The organism is Rhizobium sp. PK7-22 (assembly GCF_056530405.1).
Map to the genome: position 1 here is coordinate 1,038,485 of NZ_CP096514.1, position 23,892 is coordinate 1,062,376.

At 62.4% G+C, this 23,892-nt stretch carries 23 protein-coding genes; 3 read left to right on the plus strand and 20 right to left on the minus strand.

The window, feature by feature from the left end; all coding sequences use genetic code 11:
• Positions 1-148 precede the first annotated feature (148 nt).
• Positions 149-316: a hypothetical protein gene (locus M1E10_RS09720; RefSeq protein ID WP_499176151.1), complete on the minus strand. Its 168-nt coding sequence runs from the start codon at positions 314-316 to the stop codon at positions 149-151.
• Positions 317-581: 265 nt separating this feature from the next.
• Between M1E10_RS09720 and M1E10_RS09725 the strand changes: the two genes are divergently transcribed.
• Together M1E10_RS09725 and M1E10_RS09730 are read left to right on the plus strand one after the other, a co-directional pair.
• The gene (locus tag M1E10_RS09725) at positions 582-1,736 is read left to right on the plus strand and encodes a glycosyltransferase family 2 protein (RefSeq protein WP_499176152.1); all 1,155 of its coding nucleotides are present in this window, start codon (positions 582-584) and stop codon (positions 1,734-1,736) included.
• A gap of 79 nt (positions 1,737-1,815) precedes the next feature.
• Complete coding sequence (locus M1E10_RS09730; protein WP_499176153.1) at positions 1,816-3,399, plus strand: glycosyltransferase family protein; 1,584 nt, start codon at positions 1,816-1,818, stop codon at positions 3,397-3,399.
• A gap of 187 nt (positions 3,400-3,586) precedes the next feature.
• On the opposite strand, the gene M1E10_RS09735 is transcribed toward M1E10_RS09730, so the two are convergent.
• From M1E10_RS09735 to M1E10_RS09805, 15 genes are all read right to left on the minus strand, one after another.
• Complete coding sequence (locus M1E10_RS09735) at positions 3,587-4,393, minus strand: undecaprenyl-diphosphate phosphatase (RefSeq protein WP_499176154.1); 807 nt, start codon at positions 4,391-4,393, stop codon at positions 3,587-3,589.
• Between the two features lie 104 nt (positions 4,394-4,497).
• Complete coding sequence (locus tag M1E10_RS09740; protein WP_499176155.1) at positions 4,498-5,241, minus strand: phosphatase PAP2 family protein; 744 nt, start codon at positions 5,239-5,241, stop codon at positions 4,498-4,500.
• A 603-nt stretch (positions 5,242-5,844) separates the two neighbouring features.
• The gene (guaA, locus tag M1E10_RS09745; RefSeq protein ID WP_499176156.1) at positions 5,845-7,422 is read right to left on the minus strand and encodes a glutamine-hydrolyzing GMP synthase; all 1,578 of its coding nucleotides are present in this window, start codon (positions 7,420-7,422) and stop codon (positions 5,845-5,847) included.
• Between the two features lie 40 nt (positions 7,423-7,462).
• Entirely contained in the window at positions 7,463-8,101 is a 639-nt protein-coding gene (locus tag M1E10_RS09750) for a 5'-methylthioadenosine/S-adenosylhomocysteine nucleosidase (RefSeq protein WP_499176157.1), read from the minus strand.
• Complete coding sequence (locus tag M1E10_RS09755; protein WP_499176158.1) at positions 8,098-8,547, minus strand: PaaI family thioesterase; 450 nt, start codon at positions 8,545-8,547, stop codon at positions 8,098-8,100. The genes M1E10_RS09750 and M1E10_RS09755 overlap by 4 nt, the downstream gene beginning before the upstream one ends.
• 69 nt (positions 8,548-8,616) lie before the next feature.
• Positions 8,617-9,069, minus strand: coding sequence for a TspO/MBR family protein (locus M1E10_RS09760; protein WP_499176159.1), 453 nt, complete (start codon positions 9,067-9,069; stop codon positions 8,617-8,619).
• A 49-nt stretch (positions 9,070-9,118) separates the two neighbouring features.
• A complete protein-coding gene (locus M1E10_RS09765; protein WP_499176160.1) occupies positions 9,119-10,204 on the minus strand; it encodes a DUF1513 domain-containing protein in 1,086 nt (361 codons plus the stop codon).
• A gap of 2 nt (positions 10,205-10,206) precedes the next feature.
• Positions 10,207-11,313 (minus strand): imelysin family protein, encoded by a 1,107-nt coding sequence (locus tag M1E10_RS09770; protein ID WP_499176161.1) that lies wholly within the window; start codon positions 11,311-11,313, stop codon positions 10,207-10,209.
• The gene (locus M1E10_RS09775; protein WP_499176162.1) at positions 11,313-12,851 is read right to left on the minus strand and encodes a di-heme oxidoreductase family protein; all 1,539 of its coding nucleotides are present in this window, start codon (positions 12,849-12,851) and stop codon (positions 11,313-11,315) included. The genes M1E10_RS09770 and M1E10_RS09775 overlap by 1 nt, the downstream gene beginning before the upstream one ends.
• Before the next feature lie 41 nt (positions 12,852-12,892).
• Positions 12,893-14,167, minus strand: coding sequence for an imelysin family protein (locus M1E10_RS09780; RefSeq protein ID WP_499176163.1), 1,275 nt, complete (start codon positions 14,165-14,167; stop codon positions 12,893-12,895).
• Positions 14,168-14,296: 129 nt separating this feature from the next.
• A complete protein-coding gene (locus M1E10_RS09785; RefSeq protein ID WP_499176164.1) occupies positions 14,297-15,586 on the minus strand; it encodes an RsmB/NOP family class I SAM-dependent RNA methyltransferase in 1,290 nt (429 codons plus the stop codon).
• Between the two features lie 79 nt (positions 15,587-15,665).
• Entirely contained in the window at positions 15,666-16,070 is a 405-nt protein-coding gene (locus tag M1E10_RS09790; RefSeq protein WP_499176165.1) for a septal ring lytic transglycosylase RlpA family protein, read from the minus strand.
• A 373-nt stretch (positions 16,071-16,443) separates the two neighbouring features.
• Complete coding sequence (locus tag M1E10_RS09795; RefSeq protein ID WP_499176166.1) at positions 16,444-17,316, minus strand: SDR family oxidoreductase; 873 nt, start codon at positions 17,314-17,316, stop codon at positions 16,444-16,446.
• Entirely contained in the window at positions 17,316-18,491 is a 1,176-nt protein-coding gene (gene queG / locus M1E10_RS09800; protein WP_499176167.1) for an epoxyqueuosine reductase, read from the minus strand. The genes M1E10_RS09795 and queG overlap by 1 nt, the downstream gene beginning before the upstream one ends.
• Positions 18,472-19,164, minus strand: a complete 693-nt coding sequence (locus M1E10_RS09805; RefSeq protein ID WP_499176168.1) for a glutathione S-transferase family protein — start codon at positions 19,162-19,164, stop codon at positions 18,472-18,474. The genes queG and M1E10_RS09805 overlap by 20 nt, the downstream gene beginning before the upstream one ends.
• Before the next feature lie 167 nt (positions 19,165-19,331).
• On the opposite strand from M1E10_RS09805, the gene M1E10_RS09810 reads away from it, so the two are divergent.
• Positions 19,332-20,138, plus strand: a complete 807-nt coding sequence (locus tag M1E10_RS09810) for an undecaprenyl-diphosphate phosphatase (protein WP_499176169.1) — start codon at positions 19,332-19,334, stop codon at positions 20,136-20,138.
• Between the two features lie 6 nt (positions 20,139-20,144).
• Here the strand turns inward: M1E10_RS09810 and M1E10_RS09815 are convergent, their stop codons facing one another.
• The 4 genes from M1E10_RS09815 to M1E10_RS09830 all read right to left on the minus strand — a co-directional run bounded on the left by M1E10_RS09815 (position 20,145) and on the right by M1E10_RS09830 (position 23,622).
• Positions 20,145-20,312 (minus strand): hypothetical protein, encoded by a 168-nt coding sequence (locus M1E10_RS09815; protein WP_499176170.1) that lies wholly within the window; start codon positions 20,310-20,312, stop codon positions 20,145-20,147.
• Between the two features lie 90 nt (positions 20,313-20,402).
• The gene (locus M1E10_RS09820) at positions 20,403-21,821 is read right to left on the minus strand and encodes a TRAP transporter large permease (RefSeq protein ID WP_499176171.1); all 1,419 of its coding nucleotides are present in this window, start codon (positions 21,819-21,821) and stop codon (positions 20,403-20,405) included.
• On the minus strand, positions 21,818-22,402 hold the full coding sequence (locus M1E10_RS09825) for a TRAP transporter small permease subunit (RefSeq protein WP_499176172.1): 585 nt from the start codon (positions 22,400-22,402) through the stop codon (positions 21,818-21,820). Before M1E10_RS09825 ends, M1E10_RS09820 begins: the two co-directional genes overlap by 4 nt.
• A gap of 83 nt (positions 22,403-22,485) precedes the next feature.
• Entirely contained in the window at positions 22,486-23,622 is a 1,137-nt protein-coding gene (locus M1E10_RS09830; protein WP_499176173.1) for a TRAP transporter substrate-binding protein, read from the minus strand.
• Between the last annotated feature and the right edge of the window lie 270 nt (positions 23,623-23,892).

Below are 23,892 nucleotides of genomic sequence, written 5' to 3' on the forward strand. Positions count from 1 at the left end.
TCGACGCGGTGATCGGATCGCGGCCAAAAATGACGAGCAGAGACGTGCGGCCAAGCCCGGGCGCGTGATCTTCCGGTGGGAGCGTCGAGCGCCTTCCCGAACGGAAGCGATCGCCCTGCACGAGTTGTATAGGTTCATATGCGGACCGTTACTTCAGGTTGGCACCGGCAATGGGCCTCATGTGCAACGGCATCGTCTCACCGACGGCCTGTCCCTCGCTGACGATTTGCGCCTGCTCCAACCATTTCGTTGCCATATCCGCCGTGCAGCCGATCTTGGTCCCGACCGGGGAGACCAGGCGACGCGGGGTCTTCATGTTTCGTAATATTTCGTAACAAGACCAAGCACACCAGCGGAAGGAGCGGTCCTATAACTTCGCCTGTACTCTTGGAGCAGGCATGACTATGGCAAACCGAACACTGACAGGCTGGCAGGAATGCCGTCTTCTCGCGCAGCAAGACGGACCATCGCGCAATTCGAGATTGATGGCCGGCAAGTTCGTTGTTTCTCCGGTCGTGTCCTGTGACCATGCTTCGACGCGGTCACGGCCGCGCGCGGTGTTTTTGAAAAGAAGCGCCTGAATGATGGCGGTATCTTGTGCCTGTGGGCTCCCGGTCCAGGCAATACCCCAGCCTGTCTGCCAGCCGCCGGAGCTCTCGGTCATAATCCCGACCTTCAACGAAGCCGACAACGTGCCGCTTGTGATCGACGCCCTCAACAGGTCGTTACACGGTTTTTCCTGGGAGGTTATATTCGTCGATGACGATAGCCCCGATGGTACGGCCGATCGTGTAAGAGGCATTGCAACACGCGACGCGCGCGTGCGCTGTGTTCGTCGCCTCGGGAGGCGCGGCCTTGCGGGTGCCTCGATCGAGGGGATGCTGTCGTCGTCGGCGCCCATCATAGTCATCATGGACGGTGATTTGCAGCATGACGAGTCGCTGTTGCCAGAGATGCTTCATCGCATCCGGTCTGGCGAAGACCTCGTCATAGCGAGCCGTTTCTGTGATGTTCCGGGCGCCGCAGGCAGCGCTTCGGACGGGCTCACGAGCACACGTCTTGCGGGCAGTCGGTTGGCAACACGATTTGCACGTACACTGCTGAACATCGACGTCAGCGATCCCATGAGCGGGTTCTTTGCCATTCGCCGCCCTGCCTTCGAGGCGCTCGCCCCGCGTCTTTCGACCCAAGGCTTCAAGATTCTGATGGATATCCTCGCTTCAACGCCGGATCCGCTGCGCACGAGCGAGATACCATTTCACTTCCGCCGTCGGCAACACGGTGTGTCCAAGCTCGACAATCTTGTGACGCTTGAATATTTCGGCCTGCTGCTCGCCAAATCAACGGGTGACATCCTGTCGCTCCGCTTTCTGCTGTTTTCACTCATCGGCGGAGCCGGCGTTATCGTGCATCTGATGACGCTGAAGGCGGCGCTGGCGTTCGACTTCACCTTCTGGCTAGCGCAGATGACGGCGGCCTACGTCGCCATGACGGGCAACTTCTTCCTCAACAATGCCCTGACCTACCGGGACCGCAGGCTCAAGGGCTGGCAGCTGATTTTCGGCCTCGCATCGTTCTATGTCGTCTGCAGCATCGGCGTCATTGCAAATGTGGGTATCGGGCGGCTGCTTCATGACCAGGGCTCCAATTGGTGGCTTGCAGGCCTTGCGGGTGCCTGTATGGGCGCTGTCTTCAATTACGTGATTACGTCCGCATTCACGTGGCGTGTGCGATGACCGCAGAATGCCGAGCACGTCACGGTTTCGGCGATCGGCGCCGTCCATCCGGCCGCCCCGCCGAGAAAAGCCTCCTCCGATGCTGCAGCAGCTAGATGGTCGCGCCGCCATACTGAAAGCCGCCATAGGCATCATCGTGGCTGGTGCGCTTGTCCGCCTGGGTCTCGCGGCGCTGCTCGATCCTGGCGTAGACGAGGCTTACGCCATGGCGGTCGCCACCCAATGGCAGCTTTCATGGTTCGATCACCCTCCAATGGCCTTCTGGTGGGTCAAGGCGATGCGGGAACTGGCCAAGCCGTTCTACGGCGACGACGTGCCGGTTCTGATACTGCGCCTGCCCTTCGTACTGGCCTTCACTGCGACCAGCATCGTGATGTTCAATCTAACCCATCACCGGTGGGGACCAAGGGTCGGGCTGTGGATGCTGTTGGCAATGAGCCTGGCGCCGTTCTTCCTCGTTTCCGCCGGATCCTGGATGGTGCCCGACGGTCCTCTGCTCCTGTTTCTGGCCCTGACGGCCCGGCTGCTCGACAGGATCCTGTTTTCTGATTGCGAGCCGGCGCGCCGACGCCGACTATGGTATGCCGCCGGCCTGACTCTCGGCCTCGCCGGGCTTTCGAAATACCATGCCGTGTTTTTTGCCCTCGGCGCGGCCGCCTTCATTCTTACGACACACCATCGAAGCCAGTTGAAGACGTCGGCGCCTTGGCTGGCAGTCGCGATTGCCGGGGCCACGGTGTCGCCGATCCTCCTTTGGAACGCCCAACATCACTGGGTCTCGTTGTTTTTCCAGTCGTCGCGCGGGGTTGGATCCGGCGATCCAGATTGGGCCGCTTTCGCCCGCGCGGTGCTCGGGCAATTGGCCTATCTGGGCCCATGGACATTGATTGCGTCTATCACGGCTCTGGGCTGGTGTCTTCGGGCAAGGGATAGCCGTACCGGCCCAACGGCATTCCTGGCAGCCGTCGGCCTGCCTCCGATCGTGCTCTTCACCGCTGTGCCGCTTTGGGGTGGCAGTGCCCTGCCTCACTGGCAAATGCCGGGCTGGCTGTTTCTGTTGCCGGTGCTCGGCCATGCCATCGCAGCGCTTGAGACCCGCGGTCAAAAACTCACTCGTCTGGCCAGGGCCTTCGCTGCCACGGCGGCAGCGGGGCTGGCGCTCGTAATCATCGTCGCTTTGTTAATCCGCGTCGCCCCGCCGTCGTCAACCCTCATCGCCCGCCTGGGAGTCGGCGGCTTCCTTCAGGAATCGATCACGTGGCGCGGTCTCGCAGACAGCCTTGCAGAGCAAGGTTTGCTCCCGATGACATCGCACACCACCCCGCCACAAGACCGTCAACTGGTCGTTGCATTCCGATGGATTGATGCCTCTCGCCTCGCCGAAGTGCTAGGGCCACGCGCCACTGTTATCGTGGTCGGCAATGATCCCCGCGGGTTCGCTTTCCTCGCCGATTCCGCCGCCTGGCTCGGCCGCGATGTGTTGTTCATCGGCCGCCCCGGTGCCTTCGCGCGCGGCCTGGAATTGGCTCAACCCCATTTCACTCGCATCGATCGCCAAGCACCCATCCCGATCATGATCGGCGACGAGACCTTGTTCGAGGTGGAGGTTGCATTCGGCCGGAACCTGTTAACACCCTTTTCGCTGCCATATCCTCGCCGCTGACACTCGACCATGAGCCGCGGCATCATTGCCAAGTCAGCCTCGTTACACCCCTTGGTGAGGAGACCCGGCGCGCCCGATGACACCTGTGCCGGCGTCCCGTCTTCCTGTTTCCGAACGACAGACGACGCCCCGGGACCAACAGGATGATTCCCGGATGCCTGGATCGCTGCCCAGCGTTATCGCTGGATCATCGAAACAGCAGCAACCCGATCAGGCCGACCGTGCCGACGAAGATCCGCCACCAGGCGAAGAGCGCGTAGCCGCGACTGGAGATGAAGTCGAGAAGCGAGCGCACGACGAACAGCGCCGTCACGAAGGCAGCGATGAAGCCGACGACAATCACTGCGCCATCGTCGAAGCTGATCAACGCGCGGTTCTTGTAGAGATCGAGCGTGAAGGCGCCGAGCATGGTGGGCATGGCCAGGAAGAAGGAGAACTCCGCGGCCGACCGCTTGTCGGTGCCCATCAGCAGCGAACCGACGATGGTCGCCCCCGAGCGGGACGTGCCGGGCACCATGGCAAGACACTGGAAGAGGCCGATCTTGAAGGCGAGCGACAGCGGATAATCCATCACATCCGTGTATCGCGGCTGGAACGCCATCCGGTCGACGACCAGGAGAACGATGCCGCCGAGGATCAGCACGATGCAGATCAGCACCGGCGTCTCGAACAGGATCGTCTTGATGAAACCGTGCGCCAGTGCACCGATGAGGGCCGCCGGCAGGAAGGCGATCAGCACCGTCAGCACGAAATGCCTTGCCCTGGCGCTGCTGGGAAGACTGACCGCGATGTCCAGCAGCCGGCGGAAATAGACCAGCAGGATCGCCATGATGGCCCCAAGCTGGATCAGGACCGCAAAGGTATTGCCGGGGGATTTGAAGCCGAGGAAATGCCCGGCGAGGAGAACATGTGCCGTCGAGGACACGGGTATGAACTCCGTCAGCCCCTCGATCAGTCCGAGAACGAGAGCACTGACGATGGAATCTTCCGGCATGTCCTTGTCCTTTTTAACCGGTGCACATCCGCATTCGCCACCTCAATGCGAACGCGTTGGCGCGGACTTCAGCTGCGCCAAGGCTTCCGCTTCGCGACGCACGGTTACCTGCCATTGAACATGGCGTCGATCTGCGGTGCGTTACGCGAGAATATTCGCCATAGGAGGATCGCCAAAACCAGCATCACATTCCATGCGATCGTTACGTCCGAAAGGAAGTGTGCACCATGTAAGACCCTGGTGAACGAAAAGGCCGCAGCCAGAATGGTAACCGCTACGAGATAGACCATCGAATATTTCGGATTAACGAACACGATCAGTGTGAGCAGAGCAAAGGCAGTTGCCGATTCTCCCGAGATGAATGAACAATGCCTGGCGCATTGGTTGGTGAACTCCCAGGCCGGTGTGAAAAATGCGTCGCCGCCAAATTCTTGGAGTGCTCTCGGGCGAGCTCTGCCCACCAGCATCTTGATCAGGTGAACGGACAGTCCCGGTCCCGCTGCAAAAAATGTTATCAGGAACACCAGCTTGTGTGGCGCAGGTCGTTGCCTCAAACCTCTCAACAACGGACTTGGAACGAGCAACACCGCGGCAATCCCGATCACAGCCCAAGGTAGGAACCTGTTGACGTCACGAAACGCGATGAGGGCGCTGTTGCTATTCAAATCGAAGCCCGAGTCGGGATTCCAAAAAAATCTGCTGACGGTTAGATCCACTTCCGGAACCGCAGCGAAGATGATGGAAACAAGGCCCAGCAATATGGTGGCCTGTACGAGGAAATCCTTTGCACTGTCAGTCGCGGGATTTGAAAGCGCTTCTCTGGGTTGGTTGAGGTGACTTACGTTCATCCGTGGTTCCTCGGTGAGGACCACTTTCTTGCGCCCGATTGTCAAGCTTTGACCAAGAGCCAGTGAACAGCACGTCAAAGTCGGTGAGTCTAATCATGATTTCATCTGTCGTTCGGGTAGTGGAGGACGACGATGAGATAGCACTCCTTCTGGAGAGATATTGTCAGGGCTCGCTATAGGGCCAACAAGGCGAGGTCGGCAGGTGTCTAGACCAGACCTCTCAACAATGACGCCCGCGCTGGATCTGTCCTCCAGCTTAAGGGTGAGGATCCCGGATCCAGTGGCCCTCGCAGCCCTAGCGCCACTCTATCCGCAACGAGAGGAAGCCACGGAAGCGGCACCTGGCGAGAGCGTGGTGGGTCTGCGTTTGCGATGATCGTCTTTACAAGCGCAATTGGGGTCGTCTTGGCTTGTCGGCGCGTAAAACCAAGGCAGGACCGATGTCATCGGCCGGTTGGCGATCGTCTCACCGTGGAGAATGGCGAAGCCGTACATCCGCTTCAGAATAACCCTCACGGGATGGCGGCCGCAGGCACACGTCATTCGGCGATCTTCCTAGATCGTACCGCAGCGTAGAATCGGCGGTGTTCGGATGGGCAAAAATCATTCCCACTCGATCGTGCCAGGCGGCTTGCTCGTCACGTCGTAGACGACCCGGTTGATGCCGCGGACCTCGTTGATGATGCGGGTGGCGGCGCGGCCGAGGAAGTTCATGTCATAGGGATAGAAGTCGGCGGTCATGCCGTCGACGGAGGTCACGGCGCGCAGCGCGCAGACGAAGTCGTAGGTGCGGTAGTCGCCCATGACGCCGACGGTCTGCACCGGCAGCAGCACGGCAAAGGCCTGCCAGATCGTGTCGTAGAGGCCGGCCTTGCGGATTTCGTCGAGATAGATTGCATCCGCCTTGCGCAGGATGTCGAGCTTCTCGCGGGTGACGGCGCCGGGGCAGCGGATGGCAAGGCCAGGACCCGGGAAGGGGTGGCGGCCGATGAAGCTCTCCGGCAGGCCGAGTTCGCGGCCGAGAGCACGCACCTCGTCCTTGAAGAGCTCGCGCAGCGGCTCCACGAGCTGCATGTTCATGCGCTCGGGCAGGCCGCCGACATTGTGGTGGCTCTTGATGGTGACCGACGGGCCGCCGGAAAAGGACACGCTTTCGATGACGTCGGGGTAGAGTGTGCCCTGTGCGAGGAACTTCGGGCTGCCCTTGCCGTCGGACGCGATCTTGGCGGCTTCCGCCTCGAAGACCTCGATGAACAGCCGGCCGATCGTCTTGCGCTTGAGCTCCGGGTCGCTGACGCCGGCAAGCTGGGTCAGGAAAAGGTCGGACGCGTCCACGTGAACGAGCGGGATATTGTAGGCATCGCGGAACATGCCGACGACCTGTTCGGTCTCGCCCTGGCGCATCAGGCCGTGGTCGACATAGATGCAGGTCAGTTGGTCGCCGATCGCTTCATGGATGAGGACGGCCGCGACCGAGGAATCGACGCCGCCGGACAGGCCGCAGATGACCCGCTCGGAGCCGACCTGGTCCTTGATCTTGCGGATCATCTCGGCGCGATAGGCAGCCATCGTCCAGTCGGACTTCAGGCCGACGATCTTGTGCACGAAGTTGGACAGCAGCTTGGCGCCATCGGGCGTGTGCATCACCTCCGGGTGGAACATCGTCGTGTAATAGCGACGGCCTTCGTTGACGGCGATGGCGAATGGGGCGTTTTCCGACGTGGCGACCACCTCGAAACCTTCGGGAAGCTGGGTGACGCGATCGCCGTGGCTCATCCACACTGGATAGCGCTCGCCGACTGCCCAGAAACCCTCAAACAGCGGGCTTGCCTTCTTGATCTCGACGTCGGCGCGGCCGAATTCCGCCGCATGGCCGCCCTCGACGACGCCGCCGAGCTGGGTTGCCAGAGTCTGCTGACCGTAGCAGATGCCGAGCACCGGCACGCCGGAATCGAAGACCGATTGCGGCGCCCTCGGACTGCCTTCCGTCGTCACCGAGGCCGGTCCGCCGGAGAAGATCACGCCCTTCGGCTGCATCTTTTCGAAGGCGTCCGCCGCATTCTGGAACGGATGGATCTCGCAGTAGACGCCGGCCTCGCGCACGCGACGCGCAATCAGCTGCGTCACCTGGCTGCCGAAATCGATGATGAGGATGCTGTCGGGATGGGCTATCTGGGTCATGTCGAGCCTTTAGTGAAAACTTGGCCTTTGTGCAACTGCGTCAGACCGCCAATCCTCCGCTTTCCAGCGCCGCCAGAAGCGCGTCGACCGCATCGGCAAGCTTTGCGTCGATGACGTGCAGATATTCCGTCCAGTTGTCGACATGCTTCAGCTCGTCCTTGCCGTCGGAAATCCCGCGCAGGCCGATCAGGGGAAGGTCGAAGAGGTGGCAGCTTCGCAAGACGGCATAGGTCTCCATGTCGACCATGTCGGCATCGACGAGGTCATAGGCGGCACCGGATACGATGTTGCCGCCTGTCGACAGCGAGGCTGCCGGAATCTTGGGAATGCGATGCGGCAGCGCGATCACCGCAGGATGGTCCAGGAACGGCGTGCGGCCCTTCTCAAACCCGAGCGGCGAGGCGTCCATGTCACGGTAAGCGATGGAGGAGACCTGATAGATGCCGGTTTGTTCGAGCGTGCGGGAGCCGGCGGAGCCGAGCGAGACCACGAGATCCGGAAGTTTACCGGAAGCCTCAAGCCCTGTCAGCGCATGGGTCAGCACCACCGCCGCCTCCACGGGGCCGACGCCCGTCATCAGCGGCGTGATCCGGCCCTTGAGATGTTCGCCATATTCGGCATCGACAGCCATGACGAAGAGCACCGATTTCCCACCGGCCTGTGTCAGTTCGACATTCATCCGACGATATCCTCCCGCCCACGGATCACCATCATGGTGGCCGTCATCGAGGCGATCAGCTTCGCCGGGCCGTCGCTGACAGCATAAGCGCGGCCATCGGCGACGATGATGGTTGTGCCCGGCTTGGTGATTTCACCGCGAAACAGGAAGCGTTCGCCGCGCCCGGGCGACATCAGGTTCACCTTGAACTCGATCGTCAGCAGCGAGACATCACCGGCGACCGTCGTATAGGCGGCGTAGGTGCCGGCGGTCTCGAGTGCAGTGGAAATCACGCCGGCATGCAGGAGCCCGTGCTGCTGCGTCAGTTTACGGTCGAAGGGCAGTTCGATCTCCACCATGGCCGGCTCGACGCGGGTCAATTCCGCACAGATGGTTGCCATCGCGCCCTGGCGGTCAAAGCTCTGCCGGATCCGTGCCCGGAAATCGCTGTTGTCGATACTGCTCATGCTCGGCCCCTTCGCGGCCGCGAAACTGGCATGGCGAGGCCGGTTCGGCAAGCGCCGCAGCGGCCGATATCAGTTGAGGACGACAATCGAGAGGTTGAGCAGCGTCGCAAAGCCGACCCAGGCGATATAGGGCACGAAGAGCCAGCCGCTGATACGGTCCCGGTTCCAGCTCATCCGGACGAAAACGAGGATCGAGATCAGCAGCGGGATGATCACCAGGAGGCCGAGGATCGGGCTCTCGGAACCGAAGAAGGCCGGCGACCAGAGCAGGTTCAGGACCATCTGCGCAAACCAGACCTGCATGCGGGCCGAGGCCGGGGCGTCGAGCCAGGTGCGTGCGCCGGCGATGCCAATCAGCACATAGAGTGTCGTCCAGACCGGCGCGAAGAGCCACGGCGGCGGCTGGAAGAACGGTTTTTCAAGCGTCTGGTACCATTCGCCCGGCACGTTGCTCACGCCGCTCAGCGCACCGAGGCCGACGACGATGGCAATAAACAGGATGTAGATGAGCGCTTTTTTCATGAGCTTGAGATAGAGCAGGCAACCACTCCTGCCAATGGATCACCGATGATCATTCGAGGCGAATGATGTGCTGGTCCCAGGCGACATCGCTGCCTTTCTCGTTGAAGCGGCCGTCGTAGGATGAGACGGCGATCCCGTGGTCCGCCGGTGCGACCCCGGCCGCATCGCGGACAGGCTCTTCGCGCAGGACGGCGCCGGTGCGGGCATCGAGGCTGACCGCCAGCCCGCCCTTCGGCGACGTCAGCCCGACGATCCCGTCGCGTCGGTTGACGGCAATGGCGCCGACATAATTGGCGAGCCCCTCCGTCACCCGCTCGGGCAGGGACGTGAAGGTGATCTCCTCGCCTCGGCTGACATGGCCGACGAGCGGCGGCAGCGCGTTGCGAACACCCTCCCACTGGCCCGCGAACCAGATTTTTCCCGCGTCACCGACGGCCAGATGGCGCGTCGAGAGATGCCGCAGCGAGGGCGGCAGCGCGTGCTTCTGGATCAGCTGCCCGTCCCGGGCATCGAGCAATACGAGGGACGGCTCCATCCGGTCGAGGTTCAGCTTAGTGCGCCCGAAATCCGGATGCGTCTCGATGCCGCCGTTGGCGACGATCAGTGTTGCGCCGTCGTCGGAGACGGTCATGTCGTGGGTGCCGATGCCCTGCGCCGCAAACTCGCCGATGCGTGCAAAGTTGTCGCAGGCGTCATAGACGCCGATCATGCCGCGATTGCCGTCGAAGTCATTCTCGCTGGTGTAGAGAACAGCCCCATCGGGCGAAAACGCGCCGTGGCCGTAGAAGTGCCGGCCGTCCGGCGCGGTGATCATCACCGGGTCGCCGGAGCGGTTGGGATGAAACGCCAGGGCAAAGGTTCCGGGCCGGCGGGCAAAGGCGACCGCGCGGCCGGAGATGGGACTGTAGGCCAGGCCGTGGGCCCGCGCGGGCAGGGCCATCCGGTCGACGATTTCGCCCCGCTCCGAGACGGTGGCGATCCCGAAGGAGCCGTCGGCCGAACGAAAGCCGGAGGCATAGACGGCGTCGGACCGTTCGAGCGCCATCAGCGCCTGCGGCGAGAGCGCCGCGGCGAAGGTGATGCCGGCCGCCCGCATGAAGCCGCGCCGGTCGATGAGGCCGCTTCGCCAGGTCATGGTCAGTCCCCGTCGGAGAAGGAGAAGCCGGAGGTCAGCCCGATCGCGCCGCCATATTGGTCGTTCAGCCGGCCGATCAGGTCGCGCCCGTTGACGAGCAGGAAGTCGAGCTTCTGGCGCTGGGCGTCATCCGACACGGCCATCTCTATGTCGCTGTTCATCTCGCCGGTCACCCGCAGCATTGACTTCAGAACGAAGTCCGTTGAACCGACGATCGAGGTCTGGTCGTCGGGCAGGAGCGCGACCATGCCGGAAGCCTCGATCAGGTCTCGAAGGCCCTTGAGGTTTGCCTCGACCATCCGCCAGGTATTTCCCGAGCGCCAGAAGATGGCCTGCTTGGGAAAGGTCTGGTTGTCTTCGCCCTTGTAGAAGGTCTCGATCCGCTGGTCGCGGACCATCTCAGCCCCATGGACGAGAATGCCCAGAAGCGCCGTCATCGCCTCCTGCTCGTTGCGGAACAGCGGATTGTCGCGGCCCGGCTCTTTCCAGGCCTGTTGCACGCCATCCGGCGCCTCCCAGAGGCTCACGATTTCTCCAGCAATCTGTGCAATATTGCGCGCCACGGCCTGCCCGTAGCGGCAGCGGAAGCTGTCCGTCTCCGTGGCGAGCTGCTCCGAGCCGGTCCCGGCCAGCACGAATTCCAGCGCACCGAACCCCTGCATGGCAACACTCTTGCCGGAGAGGCCACCCGGCGCGGTGATGCTGTCATCGGGCTTGGCCAGCAGCGCCTGCACCTGCTTCAGACCGGTGCTCTTGCGGTCGGGGTAGAAGAGGATGCGCTCGAAGCGGTTGTCCTCTATCGCGGGCCCCGTGCGGACGATTTCGATGCGCGCCCAGCTTCCGGCGGCCTCCGCAAAGGCTGCTTTCGCCTGCGCAAGGGCGATGGGCGAGGGGGCGGTGCAGAGGGCGTCCATATCCGACGCGAGCATATCGGCCGCCGCGTGGAAGTCGCGGTAGCCAGGTCGGATGAAGTCATCGACGGCCTTCGCAATCACCGCCCGGATCTGAACATCCGCAGGGATTTCAGGGCGCAGGGTGTCTTCCTGCGCCAATGCCGGAGCCGTGGCAAAAAGGACTGCGAGGCCCGCTGCGCAAAGACTGTTCAGCATCAGAGCGACTCCAGAAATGCGATGAGGGCGGTGCGGTCATCCCTGCCGAGCGAGGCGAAGGCATCGCGCGCCGCCTGCGCCTCGCCGCCGTGCCAGAGGATCGCTTCGCTGAGATTGCGGGCGCGGCCGTCATGCAGGAAGAAGGTGTGTTCGTTGACCGTCTCGGTGAGCCCGATCCCCCAGAGCGGCTGGGTGCGCCATTCCCGGCCGGAGGCGACGCCCACCTGCTGCCCGTCCGCCAGACCTTCGCCCATGTCGTGGAGCAGGAAGTCGGAATGGGGCCAGATCAGCTGGAAGGCATGCGCCTTGTTCTCCGCATCGCGGCGTGTGACGAATTTCGGCGTGTGGCAGGAGGTGCAGCCGGACTGGTAGAAGATTTCCTTGCCCTTCAGCACTTTTGCATTGCCCGGATCCCGACGGGCGGGCACGGCGAGGTTTTTCGAATAGAAGGTCACCAGTTCGAGCACCGGATCGGGTGCTTCGGTTTCGCCGAGACGCTCCTGCACGCCCGTCGGGCGGGCAAAGCAATCCACCTGCGCACTGGTGCAGTCGCCATGGTCGAAGGGCGCGTCCGGATTGGAGATGCCGATGTCGCCGACAAAGGCGGAGGCCGACTGATCGCGAACGGATGCGTTTTCGGCCTTGTATCCGAAACGGCCAAGCTTGATCTGCCGGGTCCGGTGATCGCGCACGACTGCGGGCTTGCCGGAAATACCGTCGCCGTCCCGGTCGTCCGGATCGGCCTGGGCTAGAATATCCGCCTCGTGGATCGCCTCGATCATGCCCATGCCGATCATCGGCGGTGCGACACGCGGCGACAGCGTGACGTCCGGCTCCAGAGGGCCGTAGCCCAGGTTGTCCACCGAATAGGTGGGCTTGCGCAGGGAAACGACATCGCCATCGCCCAGCGTCACCGGGATCTCTTCGTAGGAGATTGCCATTCGGCCTTCCGATTGCAGGCCGGGAACAGCCAGTTCCTGCAGTTGCTTGCCGTAGGTGAGGTCGGGAAAATTGAGCGCCTCGTGGCGGGCCAGAATCTCCTGCTCCTCGGCGGTCCGAGCGGGACGGCCGAGCCGCAGGAACATCGACGTATTGTCGGCGGTACCCTCCGGCGGATGGCCGCGACCGTCCTTCAGGTGGCAGCTCTGGCAGGCGCGGGCGTTGAACAGGGGACCCAGTCCGTCGGACGCCTGGGTCGACGACGGCGAAGACACCCAAAGCTTGCGGAACAATGCGTTGCCGAGCTTGAAGGTCTCTTCCTCGGCGAAGGTAAGGTTGGTGGAGAAATGCGAGAAGGCATCGCCGTTGACGATTGCCTTGGTGGTGGCGGCACCGCCCTGCATGGTCTCGAAGTTTTCGGCCTTGGAGAAATCCTGCGTCGGGCGGGTGACGCCGGCGACCCGCTTCCTGTCCTTGGGCGAAAGGTCGGTCCGCTCCGTAGGGAACTCCGGATTTTCGCCGAGGGCGATCAGCGGAGACATGAAGAGAGCCCCCGACAGGATCGGCAGCAGCAGTGTCTTGGCGGTGAGCGCTCTCATGGGATGATCGGGCCGCGGTCTCCCGCGGCCCCCTTCAGGTCCTATTGGAATATGGCGTCAGGATTATCGAGGCTGTCTGAACCTTCAAGTTCGATTGTGCCGAGATCCAGCGACGCAATGACGCGCTCGATCGACCGGGTCTGGTCGATCAGCCCGTCGATGGCGGCCTGCACGGCAGCATTGCCCTCTGCATTGCCTTCGCCGATCATCTGGTCGTAGGCCTCACCGCCCTTGGCGCGATCCGCCATAGCGTTCATCGCCGCGACCGTGGTCTCGAGCTTGCCCTTGATCTCGCTGTCGAGTGCTGCATCCTTTTCGGCCACCAGCTCCGAGAGCGAAGGACCGGTCATCGTCGTGCCGTCGACGCGGGTGTATTCGCCCGTATAGGCCGACTCGATGCCGATCGCGTCATTGAGATGCGAGGCATGCGTGTTGTCGGAGAAGCAGTCGTGCTCCTCTTCCGGGTCGTGCAGCAAAAGGCCGAGCTTCATGCGCTCGCCGGCCAGTTCGCCGTAGGAGAGCGAGCCCATGCCGGTCAGCATGGCACGGATGCCGGCTTGCGGATCGGCCGTCACGGTCTTTGTCGCTTCGCCATCCGCAGCCCAGGCGGCCACCATCTCTTCAAGGTCGGAGACCAGCAGATTGGAAGCGGCCTTCAGGTAGGCGGCGCGGCGCTCGCAATGGCCGTTCGTGCAGTTGGCGGTGTCGTAATCCGTGTAGGCCCGGTTGCCGGCGCCAGCGTCCGTGCCGTTGAGGTCCTGGCCCCAGAGCAGGAACTCGATGGCGTGATAGCCGGTGGCGACATTGGCCTCGATCTCGCCGGCCTCGTGCAGGCTGCGCAGGAGGTCGGGCGTGATGTTCGTGGCGTCGATGTCCTGACCGTTGACGCTGAGCTTCGGGTTAGCGATCACATTGGCGACATAGAGAGCGTTGCTGTCGCTTTCGGTGCCATAGGCGGGGTCGACATAGTCGATCAGGCCCTCGTCGAGCGGCCAGGCATTCACCTTGCCTTCCCACTCGTCGACAATCGGATTGCCGAAGCGGTAGACCTCGGTCTGCTGATAGGGAACGCGGGCCGCGATCCAGGCCTCGCGGGCAGCCTTCAGCGTGGCTTCGCCCGGCGTGGCGATCAGCGCATCGATGGCGGCGTCGAGTGTCTTGGCGGTCGTCAGCGCGTCGTCGTATTTGGCATGTGCCAGATCGGCATAATGCGCGACGACGGCGGCCGGCTCGGCTGCAGCGGCCGGCGTGATGGAATAAGCCGTGGAAGCGGCCAGCAGGGCGAAGGTTGCGCCCATGAGTGTCTTGCGGATCATAGTCCCTCCTTCGGCAGCCACATCCCTCGGCTGCACGGACCCTTGAATGACCCATGACAAAACTTGTGTCAAACATTCTAGTTTAGAACGGTTTGCAAAGGTCCGTGGTCTTGACGGACGTCAAGCGGATCAGGCCCGCCGCCGCATCCGGCTGAAGAAGAAGCCGTCCGTTCCGGTGGTGGCCGGTGTCAGTGTCACGGTGCTGCCGTCGCGGCTGTGGGGACGCGGCGCGGTTTCGCCGAACAGTCCGCTCCAGGTTTCCAGCACCGGCTCGGCGAAAAACTCCGGATTGTCGCGGCAGAAGGCCTCGATCTGGCGATCGTTCTCGTCCGGCAGTACGGAGCAGGTGATGTAGACCAGGCTGCCGCCGGGCTTCACGAAGGTGGCTGCCTCGGTGAGCGCCTCCTGCTGCTGGGCGACCCGTTCTTCGAGGTTCTTCGGCGTCAGGCGCCATTTCGTGTCGGGTCGCCGGCGCCACGTGCCGGTTCCGGTGCAGGGCGCATCGACCAGCACCACGTCCAGCTTTTCCTTCAGCGCCTGAAGCTGTCGGACATCGTCGTGGACCTGAACATTGCGCGTACCGGCCCGGCGCAGACGCTCGATGATCGGTGCAAGCCGCTTGCGGTCGGTGTCATAGGCATGCACCTGACCCTTGTTGTGCATGGCGGCCGCCATGGCGAGCGTCTTGCCGCCGCCGCCCGCGCAGAAATCGAGGACCTGGTCCTGGTCGCCGGGATGGACGAGATCGGAAACGACCTGCGAGCCCTCGTCCTGAACCTCGAACCAGCCTTTCTGGAACGAAATTTCGGCGGTGACGTTTGGAAGCCGGGACGCTCCTTCTCCGGCGGCAATCCTGATGCCGTTGCGCGCGATCGGCGCAGGCTGGGCACCGGATCGGTCGAGCGCCTTGATGACCTTTTCTCGCGACGCCTTCAGCGTGTTGGCGCGCAGATCGAGGGTCGGGCGCTGCGAAAGCGCCTTGGCTTCCGCCAGCCAGTCCTCGCCGAATGCGGCTTCGAAGGACGGCTGGATCCAGTCGGGAATGTCGCCCTGCACATGCGCGGGCGCATCGGCAATATTGCGGGAGGCAAAGGCGGAAAGATTGGCGTCGGAAAGCGGCGGCGGCGCGAAGCGGTCGTCGGCAAACTCGGCGGAGAGGGCTTCGGAAGAATATCCCCACTGCCGAAGCAGGACCGCGTAGGCTAGAGCCACGGGGCCCTCGTCGTCCATCAGCCACGCATGCGAAAGACGCATGCGAAGCGCGTCGTAGACGATATTGCCGATGGCGGCGCGATCGCCGGAGCCGGCAAAGCGGTGGCCGAGGCCCCAGTCTTTCAGGGCATCCGCGACCGGACGCTTCCGTTCGTCGATGTCCTTGAGAACATCAATGGCTCCACCAAGCCGTCCGCCCAATCGCATGTCGCTCTCCGTTCCGGTTGAACCCGTCTCGTCCGGGTCGTAACCGGGATGCTGCTCAAGAGCAAGTTCGGGAAGAGGATCAGCCGTCCTTGAGGCCCCTGCCGGCGACCTTCTGGTTTCCGGAATCAACGATCTGGTAGCAGACCTGGGCCGTGCCGGACCGTACCATGCCGATGTTCGCTGCCGCAGCCTTTGAGACGTCGATGATGCGACCCTTGATGAACGGGCCGCGGTCGTTGATGCGCACGACGACGCTCTTGCCGTTGCGCTTGTTGGTGACCATGACCTTGGTGCCGAAGGGCAGCGAACGGTGCGCGGCGGTCAGCTTGGCCGGGTTCATGCGCTCGCCGGACGCGGTCTTGGATGTCAGCGCATACCAGGAGGCATGGCCACAACCCGGTGCGGCATTGGCCGGCGCAGTGCCGATCATGGCGAACGCTGCGATGGTGGCGGCGGCAAATGCCGAGCGTCGAAACATGTTCAATTCTGTCGTCCCCGTTCAATTGTCGTCTGCACTTGCGGTGCGGGACGGGTTAAGCGGGTCGAAAATTGGCGAAAAAGTGCGCAGAACGATCACGGAATGTTTCAGGCTGAAATATTCCGGATTCCATAACCGGCTATGCGACGCAGGAGTTGCGGTTAACGAGGTGCAAAAAATCCTCTAAAATCAGTCGTTAATCCAAATGAAATTTCGCACCACACGGAAACCGCACCGGATCACGATTCCTAAGAAAATAATTTTGTTGCAGATCGAAAAAATGGCTGCCGAGGCGCGAAATTTGCGCTGACAGACCCGTTGCGACAGAAGGTTTTGTCTTCAATTGGCCTGTTGGATGGATTTTCCATCCCGCTCGAGGTCAGCCGAATTCATCCCACTGCCCGGTCTGCCAGAGTTGCTGAAGCGACATCCTGTATTCCGGATAGCGAAACTGGAACCCCATCGCGCGGATCTTCTGGTTGGAGATCTTCTTGTTGGCGCCGTAGAAGGATCGCGCCATGGGTGTCATGTCGGCGGTCTCGAAGGGCAGCTCCGGCGGCGGCTCCACGCCCATCAGGCGTGCGGCCTCGGCAATGACGTCCTGCGGTGGCGCCGGCTCGTCGTCGGTGATGTTGAAGATGCCGCCGTGCCGTCCCTCCGCCAGAAACAGCGTGGCATCTGCGATGTCTTCGACCCGGATGCGGTTGAAGACCTGGTCCTTCTTGACGATGCGCCGTGCCGTGCCCTTGTGCAGGTTGACGAAGCCATTGCGACCGGGCCCATAGATGCCGGCGAGGCGCAGGATGGCAACGGGCACGCCCGCCGCCTCTCCCTCTGCAAGCCATGTTGCCTCGGCCGCCACCCGTTCCTGGGATCGGCCGGGGGAAGGCCGGCATTCATTGCTCTCGTCCACCCAGGCGCCGCCGTAGTCGCCGTAGACGCCGACGGTGGAGAGATAGCCGATCCATTCCAGTCTCGGACAGAGGTTACGAATATCTCGTGTGGCAAGCCTGAGCAGCGGATCGCCGTCCGGCCCCGGCGGAATGGATTGCACCAGATGCGTCGCTTGAGAAAGTGCCAGCAAAAGCTCTGGCGATGCCCGGGTGCCGTCGAACACGAGACCGTGAATGCCTTCTGCGGCAAGAACGTCAGTATTCTGACGCGTGGTTCCAGTGACGATGGCGCCGCGCGTGAGGGCAAGCTTGGCAATTGTCTTGCCGGAGTAGCCGCATCCGAAGATCATCATCTGCATCAAAGCACTCCTGCCAGTCGCCATTCGTCCAATACCTCCGGATCATCCTCGTCTTGGCAGGTTGCCGCAAAGCGTTCGAACTCCTCGCCCAGCATCAGCTGTTTCAAGGCCCAGACCGTCATGCCGCGCACGACAGGCGATGGATCGCGAGCAAGCGCCAGGCAAGGGGCGATCAGCGTGGCGTCCCCCGAATTGCCCGCAGCCGTCAGGACATTGCGGATGAACCGGTCGCGACCGATGCGCTTGACCGGCGAGCCGCTGAAGAATGTCCGGAATGCCGCATCGTCAAGGCTGAGCAGGAAGGCGAGCGACGGCTCCTTCAGGTCGTCACGGGCCTTTAGCTTCATCTCCGACGCGCTGACGGCGAACTTGTTCCACGGACAGGCGGCCAGACAGTCGTCGCAGCCGTAGATACGATTGCCGATCAGCGGTCTCAGATCGGGAGCAATCGGCCCCTTGTGCTCGATCGTGAGGTAGGAGATGCAGCGACGCGCATCCAGCCGGTAGGGGGCGGGGAAGGCATTGGTCGGGCAGGCGTCGAGACAGGCCCGGCAGGAGCCGCAGTGATCGACCTCCGGCGCGTCGAGGATGAGATCGGCGGTGGTAAACAGGCTGCCGAGGAGGAGCCAGGAGCCATGGCTGCGGCTGAGGAGGTTCGTGTGCTTGCCCTGCCAGCCGAGACCTGCAGCCTCGGCCAGCGGCTTTTCCATCACCGGTGCCGTATCGACGAAAACCTTGACGTCCTCTCCGGCCCGCGCCGCAAAGCGGGTGGCGATCTCCTTGAGGCGGCCCTTGATGACGTCGTGATAGTCGCGGTTGCGCGCATAGACGGAGATGGCGCCATGGCTTGGCTTGGCCTGCAGGGAGCGAGGGTCTTCATCCGGGCCGTAGTTCAGGCCGAACATCACGACGCAGCGCACCTCGGGCCAGAGCGCCGTCGGACTGCCGCGACGGTCGCGGGTCTCCTCCATCCAGCCCATGGTACCGTGATGACCGTCGGCGAGATAGGTGTCGAGCCGCGAAGAGGCTTCGGGAATGCTGCCGGCATGGGTGATGCGGCAGAGGTCGAAGCCCTGCGCTGCCGCTTCCGCCTTGATGAAGGCCGTCAGCTTCTCCTGCCGCCGCCGGTCCGGCTGCGGGGGGCTGCTCGTCTCGTTAGAAATCAAGGTCCGCATAGTGAGACACCGGGGTTATCCCCCGGACCCGCTCGGTCAGGAGCGGCCGGAACGAGGGGCGCGACTTCAGCCGCTGATACCAGTCCTTGGCCATTGGTGTTTCAGCCCAGTCGATTTCGCCGAGATAGTCAAGCACCGAGACGGAGGCCGCCGCCGCGAGGTCCGCGTAACTCAAGCGGTCGCCGGCAAGCCAGGGGCGCGATCCCGCCAGCCAGGCCAGATACTTCATGTGCTGGCGGACATTGGCGCGCGCCGTGCGCAACGCTTTGGAATCGGGAGCCCCGCCGCCCTGGGCAGCCGTCATCTGCAGCTTGTAGACGCGCTCGCGCACCAGGGGCCGCGTGACATCACTTTCCATCTTCGACAGGAACCACTCCGTCAGCCGGCGGATCTCGGCGCGCTGGAAGGGGTCTTCCGCCAGCAGCCGGCGGTCGCGCTTCAGGACGCCATGCGTCTCGTCGAGAAATTCCATCAGGACATTCGGGCCACAGAGGGCGCGCATGTTGTCGTCCACATAGACCGGCAGCGTGCCCGCGGGGTTCAACGACAGGAATTCGCGCCGTTTCTCCCAAGGCTGTTCCTCCACGATATCCGCCTGAAAGCCATATTCCGAGAGGATAAGGCGGACGAATCGCGAACTGGATGACATGGGGTGATGGTAGAGCGTGGGCATTGATACGAGAGCTTTACAAATCCGATGTAGGAAGAATGAGGGCTGTGTTGAAGCGCGAACGCAATAACGCAGCTATATGGCTTTGGTACGTGGCAAGGCAAGAGAAGCGAGTCGTCGATTCCGGTTGCGGCTCTTCGGCCAGCAGACCGTTCAGAAAAGGGTAAAGAATGCCGGAAGATTCCATCGTCAGTGCTCTCGTTCTCGGACTGATCGAGGGGCTGACGGAGTTCATACCCGTGTCCTCGACGGCACATGTTCTCCTCGCCGGGCATTTCCTCGGCTTCAAATCCCCCGGCAATACCTTTGCGGTCCTGATCCAGCTCGGGGCCATCATGGCGATCCTGCTGGTCTATTTCCGCCGGCTGCTGGACATCGCGGTCAATCTTCCCAACAGCGCCAGGGCCAGGCATTTCGTGCTGACGGTGCTGATCGCCTTCCTGCCGGCGGCCCTCATCGGTGCACTGGCGCATGGTTTCATCAAGGCGATCCTGTTCGAGACGCCGGTGCTGATCTGCATCGTGCTGATCCTCGGCGGCATCGTTCTCCTGGTCGTCGACCGGATGGCGTTCCAGCCGCGATACACGGATGTGATGGATTATCCGCTGTCGCTCGCCTTCAAGATCGGCCTCTTCCAGTGTCTTGCCATGGTGCCCGGCACGTCCCGCTCGGGGGCGACCATCGTCGGTTCGCTGCTGATGGGCACTGACAAGCGGTCGGCCGCGGAGTTCTCCTTCTTCCTGGCCATGCCCACCATGCTCGGCGCCTTCACGCTCGATCTCTACAAGAACCGCGCGTTGATCAGCTTCGACGATGGCGCAGTGATTGTCGTCGGCTTCATCGCTGCCTTCGTGACGGCGCTGTTCGTCGTGCGCTCGCTTCTCGACTTCATCTCCAGTCGCGGCTACGCGCTCTTCGCCTGGTGGCGGATCTTCGTCGGCACGGTCGGCCTCATCGGATTGCTGCTGTTTGGGTGATCCAGCTTAACCTCGGTCATTTCGACCATGGTAAAAGAAGAGATCGTAGCCAGCCAAGGCGACTGTCGCGGCGGTAAGGATCATCAAGTCCAGTCGCGGCACTTCCCACACCAGAATCCCGAGGAAGCCGCAGAGCACGAGAAATCCGAAAAGGGCAAGCAGGCGGTCTGACATCAGGCGGTCCTTTCGGTCATGCCGGCACGGGCAGGGCACCGAGCTATGGATGGAAGAGGCGGCAGCCCTTCGCCCCCTCTCGTGGTTGCGTCAGCGGCCATAGAACAACTCCGGCAGATAGAAGACGATCTGCGGGAAGATGTACATCAGCGTCATGCAGATGAAGACCATCCCCACGAAGGGCAGCACGCCCCAGAAGATCTGCGTCAGCCGCACCTCCGGCGGCGCTATCCCCTTCAGATAATAGGCCGACATCGCCATCGGCGGCGTCAGGAAGGAGGTCTGCAGGTTAAGCGCCACCAGGATGCCGAAGAACAGCGGGTCAATCCCGAACATATCCAGCAGCGGCAGGAAGATCGGCACGAAGATGATGATGATCTCGGACCACTCCAGCGGCCAGCCCAGGAGGAAGATGATGAACTGCGCCAGCAGCAGGAACTGGAAAGGCGTCAGGTCGAGGCTGCGCACGAACTCCGATATGATGTGCTCGCCACCGAGATAGGAGAAGACCGAGGAGAAGGTGTAGGAACCGACGAAGAGCCAGCAGACCATGGCGGTCGTCCTGACGGTCAGATAGACGCTCTGCCGCATGCGCTCCCAGGTCATCGCGCGGTAGGCCACGGCCAGGATGATGCCGCCAAGCGCGCCGATCGCCGCTGCTTCCGTCGGGGTGGCCAGCCCGAAGAGGATCGAACCCAGCACCGCCAGGATCAGGATGGCGAGCGGCAGGAAGGATGTAACGATCATCCCCATCAGCTTCAGGAACGGTACGTCCGGGACTTCTTCGGCCGTCGGCTTCGGCGCAATGCTCGGCTGCAGGATGGAGCGCCCGACGATATAGACCAGATACAGCCCGACCAGCGTCAGTCCCGGCAGCAGGGCCGCGGAATAGAGCCGCACGATCGACGTGCCGGATGCTGCGGCATAGACGATCAGCATGATCGATGGCGGGATCAGAATGCCGAGCGTGCCGCCGGCGCAGATGATGCCGGTGGCGAAGGAGTGGTCGTAGCGAGCCTTCAGCATGGCCGGCAGGGCGAGCAGCCCCATCAGTGTCACGACGGCACCAACGATGCCGGTGGCCGTGGCAAACAGGGCGCAGGTTACCAGGGCAGCGACGCCCATGGAGCCGGGAATGTTCTTCGACGCGATGTTCAACGTGCCGAACAAGCGATCGACGATATTGGCGCGTTCGACGATATAGCCCATGAACAGGAACAGCGGCACCGCCGTCAGCACGTCGTTGGCCATCACCGTATAGGTCTGGTTGATGAAAAGGTCGAAGACTCGGTTGTTGAACAGGCCCTCGAGCCAGAGGGTCGTGCTGTCCCACCAGCCGGCCGTTTCATCGAGCCGGTTGAAGGAACGCCACATACGGCTCGGCTCGTAATAGGCATAATAGCCAAATCCGATGCCCATCGCCATCAGCGTGAAGGCAATGGGAAAGCCGAGGAAGACGATGAAGATGAAGAGACCCAGCATGAACAGGGCGACTTGCGGGTCGGTCATGCCGTCTCTCCTGTGGTCTCGATACGCTTGTCCTTGATCAACATTGTTTCCGTTTCTTCGACGTCTGCCTCCGCTTCTATCCACTCGTTGTCGCGGATGCAGCGGATGCAGCGGAATACCTGGGCGATGCCCTGGATGAACAAAAGGATGCCGGCGGCCACGATCACCATCTTGAACTGATAGATCGGGATGCCGGCGGGACTGTTGACGCTGACTTCGCCGTAGCCCCAGGAGCGGGACGCATATTTCCAGCCGGCGAAGATGAGCGCAGTGACACCCGGGAAGAAGAAGATGAGGTAGAGGACCAGGTCCACGGAGGCCTGGGTCCGGGGCTTCCAGAGGCGGTAGAGGAAGTCACCGCGCACATGCCCGCCGCGCGAGAGCGTATAGGCGCCGCCCATCATGAAGAGCGTGCCGTACATGATGAAGGACACATCGAGCGCCCAAGGGGTGGGGCGTCCGAGGATGTAACGGACGAAGACCTCGTAGCTGGTGCCGAAGGTCATCAGCACGATCAGCCAGGCGAATGCCTTGCCGAACCAAGCAGATAGCGCGTCTGCAAAGCGAATGAATACAACCATCGATGCGTGCGTCTTTCGGTTGAGGGAAATGCGGCAGGGGCGGGGCCCCTGCCGAGATCAAGACATGCAATCGAAAGTGCGACTCAGAGCTTCAGCTTGTCCGGGAAGTAGTGCTGGTAGGCGAGCGTATAGTCGGGCGACGCCATCAGTTCGAAGTAGGTGACCCGTTCCACCCAGGCGCGCTGGCTGTCGAGGACACGCTTCATGAACTCGTCCTTCTCCAGCTCAACGATCAGACCGTCCCAGGCCTGGATCTGGGCGTCGAGGATGGCTTGCGGCGTGCGGTGGACGGTGACGCCTGAATCGGTCTCGAGCTTGCGAAGATCGGCCGAGTAGTTGTCCATGGCCGATGCCGTGTTCGCCGTGGATGCCGCCTCGACGGCGTAGCGGACGATGGCCTGCAGGTCCGGCGCGAGATCTTCGTAGAAACCGCGGTTGAACAGGAACTCGAAGGATTCCGAGGCCTGGTGATAGGACGAAAGATAGTAGTTCTTGGCGACATCCTGAGCGCCGAAGCGCAAGTCGGACGACGGATTGTTGAACTCGAAGGCGTCGATCACGCCTCTTTCCATCGCCGGCACGATTTCCCCACCGGGCAACTGGGCAACGGACATTCCCATGGCCTGCATAAGATCAGCGGCGAGCCCGACGGTGCGATACTTCAATCCGTTGATGTCTTCGACGCTGTTGATCTCATTCTTGAACCATCCGAACGGCTGGGCGAACATTGGGAAGCCGAGGAAGCCGACCACCTCGAGGCCCAGAATGTCCTGCTGCAACTCGCGATAGAATTCCGCGCCGCCGCCGGCATTGAACCATGAGAGCATGGTTGTCGCCGAGCCGCCGAAGACGGGACCGGTACCGAACAGCGAGGCGCCCTTGTGCTTGCCGTACCAGTAGACAGGAACAGAATGTGCGGCGTCGATGACGCCGTCGCTGACGGCGTCGAGGACCTGGAACGCGCCCACCACGGCGCCGGCCGGCAGAAGGTCCACCGTCAGACGCCCGCCCGACATGGCTTCGACGCGCTCCGTGAACTGTCGGGCAAAGTCCATCCAGATGTCGGATGCAGGCCACGACGTCTGCATCTTCATCACCACAGGTGACTGCGCCAGCACGGCTGGCGCAGCAAGCGTGCCTGCGGCAGCGGCTGCTCCGCCTGCGGTTGCACTGATTTTTAGGAATGAACGGCGCGTATGCGCCTTGTTAGGCGTTTCCATAGATTTCTCCTCCCAAGTGGGCGGGCTTTTGCCCTTCTCCCAGGGAGGAGTATTCCGGAAAAGAAGGTTAACATCAATACGCAAGCCACACTTGCGCCTCAATTAAGCGTGGCCCGGGCGAAGGTGCTGTTAACGTTGCGGGATACTAGTGCGCAGGACCGGTGGTGATGGACGCCGTGCTGCAGGGATCGATGCCATAGGCCGGGGCGCACCCGCTGTTGCCGGCGGCGCCGGTCGGCGGGGCGATGAAGGATCCGGCCAGGATCATAA